15 protein-coding genes are annotated in these 14,318 nt (G+C 62.4%); 7 read left to right on the forward strand and 8 right to left on the reverse strand.

All coding sequences use genetic code 11. The features are described from left to right. The first annotated feature begins 28 nt into the window (after positions 1-28). Positions 29-1,528, forward strand: a complete 1,500-nt coding sequence (locus GSQ75_RS04930) for an amino acid permease (RefSeq protein ID WP_158753370.1) — start codon at positions 29-31, stop codon at positions 1,526-1,528. A gap of 72 nt (positions 1,529-1,600) precedes the next feature. Next, on the forward strand, positions 1,601-3,079 hold the full coding sequence (locus GSQ75_RS04935) for an amino acid permease (protein WP_158753371.1): 1,479 nt from the start codon (positions 1,601-1,603) through the stop codon (positions 3,077-3,079). A gap of 455 nt (positions 3,080-3,534) precedes the next feature. Here the strand turns inward: GSQ75_RS04935 and GSQ75_RS04940 are convergent, their stop codons facing one another. Continuing rightward, positions 3,535-3,867: a high-potential iron-sulfur protein gene (locus GSQ75_RS04940; protein WP_158753372.1), complete on the reverse strand. Its 333-nt coding sequence runs from the start codon at positions 3,865-3,867 to the stop codon at positions 3,535-3,537. 165 nt (positions 3,868-4,032) lie between these two features. On the opposite strand from GSQ75_RS04940, the gene GSQ75_RS04945 reads away from it, so the two are divergent. The 5 genes from GSQ75_RS04945 (at position 4,033) to GSQ75_RS04965 (ending at position 7,824) form a co-directional block, all read left to right on the forward strand. Beyond that, entirely contained in the window at positions 4,033-4,683 is a 651-nt protein-coding gene (locus tag GSQ75_RS04945) for a methylthioribulose 1-phosphate dehydratase (RefSeq protein WP_158753373.1), read from the forward strand. Continuing rightward, positions 4,680-5,237 (forward strand): acireductone dioxygenase, encoded by a 558-nt coding sequence (locus tag GSQ75_RS04950; protein ID WP_158753374.1) that lies wholly within the window; start codon positions 4,680-4,682, stop codon positions 5,235-5,237. Before GSQ75_RS04945 ends, GSQ75_RS04950 begins: the two co-directional genes overlap by 4 nt. Before the next feature lie 101 nt (positions 5,238-5,338). Continuing rightward, a complete protein-coding gene (mtnC, locus tag GSQ75_RS04955; RefSeq protein ID WP_158753915.1) occupies positions 5,339-6,025 on the forward strand; it encodes an acireductone synthase in 687 nt (228 codons plus the stop codon). A gap of 20 nt (positions 6,026-6,045) precedes the next feature. Then, entirely contained in the window at positions 6,046-7,080 is a 1,035-nt protein-coding gene (locus GSQ75_RS04960; RefSeq protein WP_158753375.1) for a C13 family peptidase, read from the forward strand. Positions 7,081-7,167: 87 nt separating this feature from the next. Further along, positions 7,168-7,824, forward strand: coding sequence for a hypothetical protein (locus tag GSQ75_RS04965; protein WP_158753376.1), 657 nt, complete (start codon positions 7,168-7,170; stop codon positions 7,822-7,824). A gap of 156 nt (positions 7,825-7,980) precedes the next feature. Here the strand turns inward: GSQ75_RS04965 and hisIE are convergent, their stop codons facing one another. From hisIE to hisD, 7 genes are all read right to left on the reverse strand, one after another. Further along, on the reverse strand, positions 7,981-8,616 hold the full coding sequence (gene hisIE / locus GSQ75_RS04970) for a bifunctional phosphoribosyl-AMP cyclohydrolase/phosphoribosyl-ATP diphosphatase HisIE (RefSeq protein ID WP_158753377.1): 636 nt from the start codon (positions 8,614-8,616) through the stop codon (positions 7,981-7,983). A 94-nt stretch (positions 8,617-8,710) separates the two neighbouring features. Then, a complete protein-coding gene (gene hisF, locus GSQ75_RS04975; protein ID WP_158753378.1) occupies positions 8,711-9,508 on the reverse strand; it encodes an imidazole glycerol phosphate synthase subunit HisF in 798 nt (265 codons plus the stop codon). Beyond that, positions 9,502-10,233 carry a 1-(5-phosphoribosyl)-5-[(5-phosphoribosylamino)methylideneamino]imidazole-4-carboxamide isomerase gene (gene hisA / locus GSQ75_RS04980; RefSeq protein ID WP_158753379.1) on the reverse strand — a complete coding sequence of 244 codons (732 nt, stop codon included), beginning with the start codon at positions 10,231-10,233 and terminating at the stop codon, positions 9,502-9,504. Before hisA ends, hisF begins: the two co-directional genes overlap by 7 nt. Positions 10,234-10,243: 10 nt before the next feature. Next, positions 10,244-10,834 (reverse strand): imidazole glycerol phosphate synthase subunit HisH, encoded by a 591-nt coding sequence (gene hisH / locus GSQ75_RS04985; RefSeq protein ID WP_158753380.1) that lies wholly within the window; start codon positions 10,832-10,834, stop codon positions 10,244-10,246. Next, positions 10,834-11,898, reverse strand: coding sequence for a bifunctional histidinol-phosphatase/imidazoleglycerol-phosphate dehydratase HisB (gene hisB / locus GSQ75_RS04990; protein ID WP_158753381.1), 1,065 nt, complete (start codon positions 11,896-11,898; stop codon positions 10,834-10,836). Before hisB ends, hisH begins: the two co-directional genes overlap by 1 nt. Further along, on the reverse strand, positions 11,895-13,007 hold the full coding sequence (gene hisC, locus GSQ75_RS04995) for a histidinol-phosphate transaminase (RefSeq protein WP_158753382.1): 1,113 nt from the start codon (positions 13,005-13,007) through the stop codon (positions 11,895-11,897). The genes hisB and hisC overlap by 4 nt, the downstream gene beginning before the upstream one ends. Next, entirely contained in the window at positions 13,004-14,311 is a 1,308-nt protein-coding gene (gene hisD / locus GSQ75_RS05000) for a histidinol dehydrogenase (RefSeq protein ID WP_158753383.1), read from the reverse strand. The genes hisC and hisD overlap by 4 nt, the downstream gene beginning before the upstream one ends. Between the last annotated feature and the right edge of the window lie 7 nt (positions 14,312-14,318).

Raw genomic sequence — 14,318 nt, forward strand, 5'->3', positions numbered from 1 at the left:
CCGTATTTGCTTTCAAGGGGAGTCATTCATGCTTTTCAAGCGCGTCAAACCGATCGAGCAGATTCTGGCAACAGCAGAAAAAAAAGGGCTGAAACGCCAGCTCGGTGCCTTTCAACTGACCCTGCTGGGTATCGGGGCCGTCATAGGCACCGGCATTTTCGTCCTGACTGCTGAAGCGGGCCAGAAAGCCGGGCCAGGCATGATGATCGCCTTCGTCATCGCGGCCACAGTCTGTGGGTTGGCCGCACTCGCCTATGCCGAACTGGCGGCGATGGTCCCGGTGTCTGGCTCGGCCTACACCTATACCTACGGCGTGCTCGGGGAGTTCGTCGCCTGGATCGTCGGCTGGGCCCTCGGCCTCGAGTACGGTATCGGCGCGGCGGTCGTCTGCGTTGGCTGGTCCGGTTACATGAACGGCTTGCTGGCGCAGAGCAATTTCCTGGGTGGCGCGTTTGCGCTGCCGGAGTACCTGCGCACGGGACTCTATGCCGGTGGATCGTTTAATCTTCTGGCTTTCATAATCGCCCTTCTTGTCACCGTATTACTCGTGATTGGCACCTCCAAAAGCGCACGTGTCAATGCGGTGCTGGTCAGCATCAAGATCATCGCGTTGACGGCTTTCGTGCTGATTGCGGTGCCAGCTGCGAAGAGCGCGAACTTCCACCCGTTTTTGCCCGGCGGCTGGGGTAGCCCACTCGGCGGCGTCGGCGTGCTTGGCGCTGCGGCATCGATCTTTTTCGCTTATGTCGGTTTCGACGCCGTATCCACCGCGGCTGAAGAAACGAAGAACCCGAACCGCAACATTCCGATAGCACTGATCGGATCATTGACGATCTGCACGATCTTCTATCTGCTCGTGGGATACGGAGCAGCCGGCTCGGTCGGCGCACAGCCGATCCTCGGGTCGAATGGCATGCCACTCGACCCTGGTGGTCCGGAAATGGCAGCAGCATGCGCACATTCTCAAGCACTCGTCTGCAGCAAAGAGCCGCTGGCGCATGTACTGCGAGTGCTAGGCTGGTCGAGAATGGGTGACTGGATCGGGATCGCCGCCATCCTCGCTTTGCCGTCAGTCATTCTGATGATGATGTTTGGACAGACGCGTATCTTCTTCACCATGTCGCGCGACGGCCTCCTGCCAGGGGTGCTCTCGACCGTGCACAAGCGCTTTCATACGCCACACATCATTACGATCGCCACTGGCCTTGTCGTCGCAATCTGTTCGGCGCTGTTCCCGGTCGGCAAGCTCGCTGATACGTCCAATTCGGGCACGTTGCTGGCGTTTGCCATGGTGTCGTTGGGCGTGCTGATACTGCGCAAGCAACAGCCGAACCGCCCGCGCCCCTTCCGAACACCTATGGCATGGGTAGTTTGCCCGTTGGCGGTGCTTGGCTGCCTCTTGCTGTTCGTGAACCTCAGCGTGACCGCAAAGCTGGTCTTTGTTATCTGGGCGGCCATCGGCCTTGTCTTCTACTTCCTCTACGGCTACCGCAAGAGCCATCTGGCCAACGGTACCGAGCCCAGCTGATACAAACGCAGTATTGTCTGGCCCATCAACCGGCACGGTAGATCCCGTGCCGGTGTCATATCCGGAATGCCCATGCTCAAGCAGTTACTCGCGCGCAAGACCGATTTCACGAATGCCGAAGACAGTGACGGCCCAGCCCTGAAGCGAACGCTGGGTCCCTGGGGCCTTACTGCGCTCGGCATCGGCGCGGTGATCGGCGGCGGCATCTTCGTGATCACCGGCCAGGCTGCCGCCGAGCACGCAGGCCCGGCGATCATCCTATCGTTCGTGATTGCGGCCATCTGCTGCAGCTTCACTGCGCTGTGCTACGCCGAATTCGCGACGCTGATCCCGATGTCGGGCAGTTCGTATTCCTATGCGTACGCCACACTCGGCGAACTGGTGGCTTGGTTCATCGGCTGGAACATGGTGCTGGAATACGGTGTGTCGGCGTCGGCGGTCGCGGTCAGCTGGACCGGCTATTTCGTCAGCCTGCTCGATGACATCTCCAGCTTGTTTGCCAAGTGGGGCATCCCGATAAAGTTGCATCTGCCCGACGTACTAACCAACGCCCCGCTCGCCTACACGAATGGTCATCTCGTGACGACCGGTGCGCTATTCAACCTGCCTGCGGTCGCGATCGTGCTGGCGCTGACCTGGCTGTGCTACGTCGGTATCCGGGAATCCAGTGGCGCGAATCTCGCGATGGTGATCCTCAAGGTCAGCCTGATCGTGATCGTGATCGTCGCTGGCTGGCATTACGTGAACACAAGTTACTGGCATCCCTTCATACCGGCTAACCAGGGCCCGGAAAAGTACGGCTGGTCCGGCATCATGCGGGCGGCAACCCTGGTGTTCTTCGCCTACATCGGCTTCGAGGCCACTTCGACCGCCGCACAGGAAGCGAAGAATCCGCAGCGCGATCTGCCGATCGCCACGCTGGCCTCGCTGGCCATCTGTACCGTTTTGTATATCGGCATCGCCGCCGTGATCACCGGCCTGCTGCCCTTCGATCAGCTCAGCACGGCCGAACCTGTCGTGACGGCGGTCAGGGCACATCCGGAACTCGGCTGGCTCCGCTGGGTGGTCGAAGTCGGCGCCCTGATCGGATTGTCATCGGTGATCCTGGTCATGATCATCGCCCAGCCGCGCATCTTCATGATCATGAGTCGCGACGGCATGCTGCCCAAGGTGTTCTCCCGAATCCACCCGCGCTACCGCACACCGCACATCAACACCGTCATCACGGGTATCGGCATTGCCGCGCTCGCCGCGGTGTTTCCGCTCGACATACTCGGTGACCTCGTCTCGATGGGCACCCTGATCGCCTTCGTTGCCGTCTGCGCCGGCGTGCTGATTCTTCGTCATACGCAACCCGACCTGCCGCGCACGTTCCGCGTGCCGTGGGCGCCGGTCACCTGCGTGCTCGGCGTACTCAGCTGTCTCGGCCTGCTGTACTGGGAGAACTGGTACCAGTGGCTGATGCTCGGTATCTGGACGGTAATCGGCATGGCGATCTATTTCGGCTATGGCCGCCGGCACAGTCATCTGCGGAATCAGTCACAGGCATGACTTGACTGATTGCGGTCAATTGATTCGAATAGCGCCGAAAAGCTTTGAATGTCTTCGATATTCACTAAAAAGGCGCCAGGGTCACCCTGGCGCCTTTTTAAAGAAAATGATCAAGAATTCTCACTTAACTTATTGTTTTTGAATAATTTAACGAGAATTTTTCGATAGAATTTCGGCGAGCGACCGCCCATTGTCATGCGGCGGGAGTATGATCCTCAGTCCGCGGGTTGATCACTTGGCAGTGGGCCCCGGATCGCCGCCCGGCGCGTCAGGTGAGTCAGCTCCTCAGCCTGGCGTGTCGGGCAGCACTTTCTTAGGGCCACGCGCCCCGCAACACCCTCCCCCGATTTTCCCTGCGCTCCGCCAGGTGCGATTAGCCGTTATGCGCGCGCAAAGAAAAGGCCGGCGATGTGCCGGCCTTTCGATGACCTGCAGCGCGACGTGCCCGCGTGCGATCAAGCCTTCTTCGGCGTGTGCGATACGCACCAGCCTTTCGCATTCACCGACTTGCCCGGAAACAGCTGGCACGGTCCACGGCCGGTAGCGCCGCCGGAATAAAACTGACAATTGGAGCACTCGTCTCCCGCCTTGTGCTTCGCATTGGTGCTCTTGCTGGCATCTTCCACGTAGCCAAGAGCACTGGCGGTCGGGTCGGTTTCGGTCACCGGCGGCAGATCGGCGGCGCGCGCAAAACGCGGCAACCCACCGATGACCATGGCCGCCACGGTCGTACCGGCCGCCACCTTGAGGAATCGGCGGCGCGATTCGATATCTTGTTCGTTCGACATGGGCAAGCCTCCGTCGGTGATCTATCCGGCGCACCCGCGCTGGATTCTCTGGGAATGGTACGCCCGCCGTCGCAATCTTTCATGACTTGCGAGAATGGCTCTCATTCCAGCAAGGCGCCCGACCCGCACATGTTATAGTTGACCCTCATTTGGACGTCCAAACACATGAGCCAAGACCTCCCCGCCACGATTCCGGCCAGCTTGTTCGATGCCCGTGCAGACGCCATCGCGGACACTGCGCGCGAGCTGTCGGCGATGGGCTGGACACCGGCCACCAGCAGCAATTTCTCGATGCGGGTCGATGCGGAGCATGCGGCCATCACGATCTCCGGCCGGCACAAGGGACGGCTTGGTCGCAACGACATCATGCTGATCGACCTGCATGGCAGCGCCGTCGGCACCGATGCCCGGCCCAGCGCCGAAACGGCGCTGCACACGCAGATCTATCGGCGTTGGCCGGAGATCCACGCCGTACTGCACACCCACTCGCGCACGCAAAGCGTCGCTTCCCGGCTGTTTGCGCACGACGGCGTGATCCGTCTGCAGGGCTGGGAGCTGCAGAAGGCGATTACCGGCTACAGCACACACGAAAGCGTGCTGGAGATTCCGGTGTTCCCGAACACCCAGCACATGCCCGAACTGGTCGCCCAGGTCGACGCTTGGCTGGACGCGGGCAAACCGCTGCATGCCTATCTGATCGGCGGCCACGGCATCTATACCTGGGGCCGCGACATGGCTGAAGCCGAACGCCATCTGGAAGCGCTGGAGTTCCTGCTGGGCTGCGAACTGGACCTGAAAAAACTGAGGGCATCATGAGCCGCCTGCGCATCTTCGACGAATCCCAGCCGCAATCGCCACTGGCAGAGCACCTTGAGCACGCATCGATCGCCCGTGAACTGGGCCAGGTCGGCGTCCGCTTCGAACAATGGGAAGCCAGTCAGCCGATCGCCCCCGGCGCCAGCCAGGACGAGGTGATCGCTGCCTACCGCAGCGACATCGACCGATTGAAGGAAGAGAAGGGCTATCAGGCGGTCGACGTGATCAGCCTCACGCCCGACCACCCTGACCGCGCCACGCTGCGCCAGAAATTCCTCAGCGAGCACACGCACAGCGAGGACGAGGTGCGCTTCTTCGTCGCCGGCTCCGGCCAGTTCACCCTGCATATTGCCGGCAAGGTCTACGACATCCTGTGCGAACAGGGTGACCTGATCGGCGTGCCGGACGGTACCCGCCACTGGTTCGACATGAGCGAGGCACCCTACTTCGTGGCGATCAGGCTGTTCACCAACAAGGAAGGCTGGGTGGCGCAATTCACCGGCGACGACATCGCCCAGCGCTTTCCACGGATGCAACCGCGCCAGATTGCGTAAAACAACGCAAAATGGTGGATGGCATCTGGCGTTGCGGCCTGTAGACGCAGCATCACATGCCATTCGTTTATGCTGAGAGCCCTTTCCGCACCAGCACCGCCATGATCGAAACCCGCGCCATCGTCACCGACATCGAGGGCACCACCAGCTCGATCAGCTTCGTCCGCGACGTGCTGTTCCCGTATGCGCGCAAGCGGCTCCCAGCTTTCGTCGAAACCCATGGCGACCAGCCCCAAGTGCAGCACTGGCTGCATGAGGCTGCAAGTGAAGCCGGGCTGGTCGAAGCCAGCCGTCAGGACATCATCGAGCTGCTGCTGCAATGGATCGATCAGGATCGCAAGTCCACCGCGCTGAAGGCGCTGCAGGGCATGATCTGGAAGGACGGCTACGCCGCTGGCGACTACCGCGCCCACATGTACCCGGAAGTCGCCGCACGGCTTCGCGACTGGCGTGCCGACGGACTGCGCCTGTATGTCTATTCCTCCGGATCAGTGCCTGCGCAGCAGCTGCTTTTTCGTTACAGCGAGGCTGGCGACCTGACTCCGCTGTTTGCCGGCTATTTCGACACCGAAACCGGCCCCAAGCGCGAGGCCGAATCTTACCGGCGTATCGCCGAGGCCATCGGCGAACAGCCCGGACACATCCTGTTCCTCTCCGATATCGAGGAAGAACTCGATGCAGCACAGGCCGCCGGACTACGCACGGCCTGGTTGCTACGCGAGCCACTGGTCTTCCCTGCCACACCACGCCATCCGGCGTTTCGCGATTTCGACGCGATCCAACCCTGAAGCTGCCACGCGAGCCGACCATGCGTAGTGCCCTGACTGTTCTGCTCGCTTTCGCCGCCGGTGTGCTGCTGATGCTGTGGCTGCCCAGCCACACGACACTGCCTGCAGTCGCAGGCCATTCCGCGACCACCGCAACCGAAACGATCGCAGCCGACGACAACGGGCCAGCCACCCCGGCATCCACGGATGCCGACGCGAACAACACGGACGACTGGCCCAGCTCCAGTCCGTCGCCGGAACAGGTGTTCTCTGCGCAGCCGCGGATGGTCCGCGAGGCACTGGCCAGGCTCACTCCACGTGTGGCCGGCAAGCCGAATCTCTACGTGGTGACGTTCGCCGGCGATGGTGGCGAAGACGTGTTCCGCAACGAAGCCGAATACGCCGCCCAGCTGTTTGCTGGACGCTTTGGTGCCACCGCGCATACCCTGGTGCTGGAAAACAATCCGGACACGCTGGCCACCCATCCGCTGGCCAGCTGGAGCAATCTGGAAGATGCACTCGATGGCGTGGCCAAAGTGATGCAGCCGGACCAGGACATCCTGCTGCTCTACGTCACCAGCCACGGCGACCAGGATCACAACCTGCTGGTCGACATGGATCCGCTGCCGCTCGACCAGATCGGCGCACCGGATCTGGCCGGCATCCTGGCCAAGCGCCCATTCAAGTGGAAGGTGCTGGTGATCAACTCCTGCTACTCCGGCGGCTTCGTGCCACCGCTGCACGGCCCCGGCACCCTGGTACTCGCCGCCGCCCGCAGCGACCGCAGCTCGTTCGGCTGCGGCAGCGATTCGGACGCCACCTATTTCGGCAAGGCATGGCTGGTCGATGCACTGAACCGCACACCGGATTTCATCGAGGCGTTCAAGCAGGCCAGCGGCGAGATCAGCCAATGGGAGAAGCAGGACAAGCTCACTGCCTCGGAACCGCAGATCGATATCGGCAGTGGCATCACCGATCAGCTCGCCTTGTGGCGCAAGGGTTTCACGCCGGGTCCTGCGGTGACGTTCAAGCCGGCGGTGCCGGCGCCGGCCAGTACGACGGCAATAGCGCAGTAGACTCTCCGCACGTCTGTAGTGTGTTGCGTTCACAGGTTGAGGCTTCCACTCAAAGCGGACGTCATCGGGAAATCAAAGGATTACGATATGACGAAGCTTATCCATGCACCAGCCGTCAAGTCGATCGTCTTTACTGCACTTCTATTGAGCCAACTATCAGCATGTTCCTCGCCCCACCTGAAGAGGGAGCCTGGGAACAGTGACTATCCCGTGCTCGATTCGTTTGCGGCGCATTATCTTGTTTTGAGCGGCATGATTGCCCCCGCGATCAACATAAGCATGTCCGTTAGATGGGTGGCAAAGACTTCGGCGTGCGCGGCCAATATCAATTGGGTGGAGGGTGTTGACGCTCCGTTTTATGCCGATATGCCGATCAATCTAGTTCGATCCGGAAAGCGCTACACGGCGCGCGTGCCATTGGATGGGGTGGTGCCTGGGCGATGCGGCTGGTCATTCGGAACGGTCATTGTGTCCGGTGTAGATAACCAAGGACGCAAGGTGGAGTTGGCGGAAAATTCTGAGGACGAGAATTCGTTGATAGCTGTAACCAGACAGCCACTTACCAAGAAGGACGTGGGAGCTGTTCGCAATTTGATCTGTGTGCCGCAGACCGGCTCTATAGATCCAGTCCGAGCATCCACATTGAGATGCGGGGAAAAGCTTGATACGCGAGGGGAGCCTTTTCTTTCAAAGCTTTGGGTGAATCCGAGCACCCAGCACGCAGAAGTCAATTTCTATTTTTGATTTCCGAATAGCATCCGTGCCGCTTGAAGAGTAAGTAGTCCGCGTTAGGCGGATGGCGCACGTCGGCATGATGGAAAGGTCCGCTTCTGGCTGCGGATTCAACCGGTCGATGCAACAAATTGATGAAATCGTTCGGCCGGTGTTTCGAATTTTTTCTCAACGCCCGACGCGCACGTTATGCCGTTCCGCTAGCAACGCCGCCACATCGGTCAACGATAGTCCACGTGCCCGCAGCAACACCGTTAGATGGAAAATCAGATCGGCTGACTCGCCCAACAGTTCGGCATCGTCCTGAGCTACCGCAGCCAACGCCGTCTCGACACCTTCTTCGCCGACTTTCTGCGCCATCCGGCGAATGCCGCCTTCAAACAGACTGGTGGTGTAACTACCTTCGAGGCGCTCGGCATGGCGCTGCGCGACCAGCGCATCGAGTTTGGCTAGGAAGCCGAGCGGTGGCTGCACCGCTTCGCCAAAGCAGCTGGATGTACCCAAGTGGCAGGTCGGTCCATGCGGCTCGGCCTGCACCAGCAAGGTGTCGGCGTCGCAGTCGATGCGGATACCCTTCAGTACAAGGACGTGGCCGGAGCTTTCGCCCTTGGTCCACAGGCGGTGCTTGCTGCGGCTGTAGAACGTCACCTTGCCGCTGGCTTGCGTCTGCGCCAGCGCCTCGGCATTCATGTAGCCGAGCATCAATACCTCGCCACTCAGCCAGTGCTGCACGATCGCCGGCAGCAGGCCGTCGCCCTTGGCCCAGTCCAGGGAGTGCAAGTTGGTGGCTGAAGTGTTGGTCATGCGCGTGGCCGGAGAGAAGGAGTGAGTGGAGAGGAGTGAGAAGTGAGTAAGAGCGGCGCTAGTCGCATCAATTTTTGTGGGGTTGGCTTTTCTCTCACTTCTCACTCCTCGCTTCTTTACTCACTTCTCGCACTGCAACGCCCTGCCCGCGCAGATAGTGCTTGAGTTCGGGTATCGCGATCGCGCCGGAGTGGAACACGCTGGCAGCCAGTGCACCGTCCACATCGGCCTCAAGGAACGCATCGCTGAAATGCTCCGGCGTACCGGCACCACCGGAGGCGATCAACGGCACCTGACAGATCGCGCGGGCAATCGACAATTGCTCCAGATCATAGCCTTGGCGGACACCGTCGCTGCCCATGCAGTTGAGCACGATCTCGCCAGCGCCGCGTTGCTGCGCCTCGATCATCCAGTCGAGCGTCTTGCGCGGCAGCGCCTGCGTCTTGTCGGGATCGCCGGTGTACTGCCGCACGCGCCATGCGCCATCCGCATCGCGCAGCGAGTCGATGCCGACCACCACGCACTGCACGCCGAATGCGGCGGCCAGTCCGTCGATCAGTGCTGGTCGCTCCAAGGCCGGTGAGTTGACCGAGATCTTGTCGGCGCCGGCATGCAGTACGGCGCGCGCCTCGTCGACCGAGCGGATGCCGCCGGCGACGCAGAACGGGATGTCGATCACCCGTGCCACCCGCTCGACCCAGCCACGATCCACGCTGCGCCCTTCCGGGCTGGCAGTGATGTCGTAGAACACCAGCTCGTCGGCGCCCTCGTCGCGGTAGCGCAGGGCGAGGTCGACGATCTCGCCCATCACCACGTGATCGCGGAAACGCACGCCCTTGACCACTTTGCCGTCACGCACGTCCAGGCAGGGAATGATGCGGCGACTCAACATGCCAGCGCCTCCTGCACGGTGAAGCGCCCTTCCAGCAAGGCACGCCCAAGTATCACGCCCTGCGCGCCAGCCTCGCGTGCAGCACGAATATCGTCCAGCGAACGCACGCCGCCGGAGGCCTGCACCGCCAATTGCGGCACATGGTCGGCGAGATGGCGATACAGCTCAAGATTGAAACCGGCCAGCATGCCGTCGCGGTCGATGTCGGTGCAAAGCAGATGGCGCGCGCCGCGCATCGCGTACCATGGTGCGAGTTCGTCCAGCGTGCGCGCCTCGACTTCGGTCCAGCCGGCACTGGGCAAGGCCCAGCGGCCATCGATACGGCGCGTGTCGAGCGCGATGGTCAGCCGCTCGGCGCCGTATTTGACCAGCCAGCCGGCGACCAGCTCGGGATCGCGGATCGCGACGCTGCCCAGCACCACACGACGCACACCGGCATCGAACAGGCGATGGAGATCGGCCTCCTCCCGCACGCCACCACCGGCCTGAATCTGCATGCCGTCAGCAGCGATGGCCTGGATGACAGCCAGATTGTCGAGGCTACCGGAACGTGCACCGTCCAGATCGACCAGATGCAGCCAGCGCGCACCGGCAGCGGCATAGCGCTGCGCCAGCTCGCGTGGGTTGGCCGCGTAGGTAGTCTGCTGCGCGTAGTCGCCCTGCTTCAGGCGCACTACCTGGCCACCACGCAGATCGATCGCGGGAATCACTTCAAAGATCGTCATCGAGATGCAGTCACAGCGCGAGAAAATTCTGCAGGAGCTTCGCGCCAACGGCGGCGGAACGCTCGGGGTGAAATTGCATGCCGTGGAAATTGTCGCGAGCGATGACCGCAGAGAACGCCTCGCCGTAGTCGCTGGTGGCAAGACTCCAGTCACCCACCGGCACCGCATAGCTGTGCACGAAATACGCCTGATCGTCATCACCCAGCCCGGCCAGCAACGGATGCGCTTGTTTCGTGCGCAGTTGATTCCAGCCGATATGCGGCACGCGCAGGCCGGGAGCTTCGACGAAGCGACGCACGGGCGCTGGTATCAGCCCGAGGCATGCGGTATCGCCCTCCTCCGAATGTGCGCACAGCAGCTGCATGCCCAGGCATACGCCAAGCACCGGCTGGGTCAGCGTACGCATCAGCTCGACCAGCCCCAGCTCACGCAGCCGTGCCATGCCGGGACCAGCTGCACCGACGCCGGGCAGGATCACCTTGTCGGCAGCACGAATTGTCGCGGCATCCGCGGTCAGTGCGGCATCCACACCCAGCCGTTGCAGCGCATAGCGCACCGAGCCGATATTGGTGCCGCCCGCATCGACGAGGACCACGCTCATTACAGCGTGCCCTTGGTGCTGGGCAACTCACTACCCTCGCGGCGAATCGCCTGGCGCAATGCGCGCGCGACCACCTTGAAGCAGGCTTCGACCATGTGATGCGCGTTGTCGCCCTGCACGGCCAAATGCAGGTTCGCGCCCAGCGTCTCGCATAGCGAGCGGAAGAAGTGCGGCACCAGTTCGGTCGGTACCTCGCCTACGCGTTCGCGCGGGAAGCTGCCTTCGAACACGAAGTACGGGCGCCCGGACAGGTCCAGGGCCGCGCTGGCCTGCGACTCGTCCATCGGCAGGGTGAAGCCGTAGCGACCGATGCCACGTTTGTCGCCCAGCGCCTGCTTCAGCGCCTGACCCAGTGCCAGCGCGCAGTCCTCGATGGTGTGGTGCTCATCGATATGGGTGTCGCCGTCGCAATTCAGCTCCAGCGCAAAACCGCCGTGCTTGCCGATCTGTTCCAGCATGTGGTCGAAGAAACCCAGCCCGGTGTGCGCCTTCGGCTCGGCCACCTTGTCCAGATCCACGCTGACCGTGATGCGGGTTTCCTTGGTGTTGCGCACCACCGTTGCCGTGCGCGGCGCATCCAGCAGCTGGTGTGCCAGTTCATCCCAGTTCACGCCGACCGGGCCAACGCGGAGGCCACGCACGCCAATGTTCGCGGCGAACTGAAGATCCGTCTCGCGATCACCGACCATCGCCGAGGCCGCACGGCTCCAGCCGTCGTCGGCAAGGTAATGGCGCAACATTCCGATGCCCGGCTTGCGGGTGTCCTTGCCCTCATGCGGAAAACTGCGGTCGATCAGCACTTCACGGAAACGCACACCCTGCGAGGCGAGGATGCGCATCAGCAGGTCGTGGGGTCCGGTGAAGTGCGACTCGGGGAAACTGTCGGTACCGAGGCCATCCTGATTCGTCACCATCACCAGCTCGTAGCCCGCGGCGACGAAGCGCTGCAACGCGGCGATCACACCCGGCAACAGGGCCAGCTTTTCGTAGCTGTCGATCTGCTGGTCGGCCGGTTCCTCGATCAGGCAACCGTCGCGATCGACGAAAAGAATCTTGCGGCTCATGCGTAGTCACCCGATACCGGTTTGCCGACAAAACCACGGCCACCGATGGTCGCCTTTTTCAACTCGTTCAGGACACGATCGTTTTCATCGGGTGTGCCGATGGTGATGCGCAGCGCGTCACCGAGATTCGGATAGCGGCGTACATCGCGCACCACGATGCCAGCGGCGAGCAGCTGTTGATATACCGCAGCCGCATCGACGAAACGCACGGCCAGGAAATTGGCCTGCGACGGTAGCACCTCGCGCACACCGGGAAGTTGGCGCAACGCTTCCTGCATCCGCGCCCGTTGATTGCGCACGATGGCGACGTGATTGCGCGCATTCACCTGGCCCCAGCCGGACAACGCGATCAACGCAGCTTCCACGCATGGCAATGGCAACGGATACGGCGGCATGATCCGCTTGAGCAGCGCGATCACCTCGGCATTCGCCAGCAAGGTTCCTATGCGCGCGCCAGCCAAGGCCCAAGCCTTCGACAAGGTGCGCAGTACGGCAAGATTGTCGTAGCGGTCGATCAGGTCGGCCACGCTGGCGTCGCCAGCATCCGTGAACTCCACATAGGCTTCGTCCACCACCAGCAAGGCACGCGCGGCCAGCGCCTGCGCGAGCCGCTCGACACTCGCCCGCGGCACCGGTTGGCCGGTGGGATTATTCGGGGTACAGATGAAGACCAGCTTTACTGCTGGCGTCACGGCAGCGAGTATCGCGTCGACATCCAGGGTGAAATCGGCCTTCAATGCCACTTCGATCACGCCCGCATTCTGGATCCGTGCGCATACCGCGTACATGCCGAAGGTCGGCGGCTGGATCAGGATCGCGTCTTCGCCGGCGCGACAGAACGCACGCACCAGCAGGTCGATCGCCTCGTCGCTGCCACGCCCCACCAACAGCTGCTCGCGGCGCACGCCGTAGAGTGCGGCCATTGCTTCGATCAATGCGGCTGGCTGCGGTTCGGGATAGCGGTTGTAGCCGAGGCCATCGTCGCCCACCGGTGCCCACGCGGATTCATTCGCGTTGAGGAACACCTGGCCACCACTGGCCTCCATGCGCGCGGATGAATACGGCTGCATGGCGCGGATTTCCGGTCGTGCCAGATCGAGCACGCTCATGACCGTGCCTCCAGTGCTGCCAGGCGCAGGGTCACCGCGCGGCGGTGTGCTTCCAGTTGCTCGGCTGCTGCCAGCGTCGCCGTGCACGGACCGATATTGCGCAAGCCCTCTTCACTCACTTCCTGCACTGTGATCTGCTTCTGGTAGCTCGCCACCGATACGCCACTGTAGCTACGCGCGTAACCGTAGGTCGGCAACACGTGATTGCTGCCGCTGCAGTAGTCGCCTACTGATTCAGGTGTCCATGCACCAAGGAAAATCGAGCCTGCACTGTCGATGCCATCCAGCAAGGCGCGGGGCTCGGCCACCTGCAGGATCAGGTGCTCGGGCGCGTAGCGGTTGCTCACCGCGACCGCCTGGCTCAGCGAATCGACGGCGATCGAACGGCTCTGAGCCAGCGCCTTCTCCGCGATATCCCCACGCGGCAGTTCGGCACATTGCCGATCGACCTCGATCGCTACCTGGTCCAACAGCGCCGTGGAAGGACTCAGCAGGATCACCTGCGAATCCGGCCCATGTTCGGCCTGTGACAGCAGATCGGCGGCGACGAAGACCGGATTGGCCTCCGCATCGGCAATCACCAGCACCTCGGACGGGCCGGCTGGCATGTCGATTGCCGCGCCATCCGGATCGGTGGAAACCTGCAGCTTCGCCTCGGTGACCCAGGAGTTGCCGGGACCGAACAGCTTGTCGCAGCGGGGCACGCTCGCCGTGCCATAAGCCATCGCCGCGATCGCCTGCGCACCACCGAGCTTGAATACCTTGTGCACACCGGTGACGCGTGCGGCATACAGCACCGCTTCGTCGCAGGATCCGTCGGCACGCGCCGGCGAACACAGCACCACCTGGCGACAACCGGCGATCTGTGCCGGGATGCCGAGCATCAGCGCGGTCGACGGCAACGGCGCCGTGCCCGCCGGCACGTACAGGCCAACCCGACTGATCGGACGCAGGATCCGTTCCACCCGCACGCCAGGAGCGGTATCCACGCCCACGGGCTGCGGCGCTGCGGCATGGTGGAACAGTTCGATGCGTGCGGCCGCTTCGTGGATCGCGGCTTTCAGGGCCGGATCGAGCGACGCTTCGGCGGCGGCGAATTCGACCTCATCCACTTCGATCGCGTCCAGCGTGCAACGGTCGTATTTCGCACTGAGCTCCCGCAGCGCGGTATCACCTTTTTCCCGCACGGCGGCGATGATCTGCTCCACGCCACGGCGCAGCTCATCTGCGCGCGATTGTGCGGGGCGCGCCAATGCCTCGCTTCGCGCGGCCTCGTCCAATGCATTCCAGTCGATACGGTTCATGCGAGCC

It is taken from the genome of Dyella sp. S184 (genome assembly GCF_009766065.1).
Lineage (GTDB): Bacteria > Pseudomonadota > Gammaproteobacteria > Xanthomonadales > Rhodanobacteraceae > Rhodanobacter.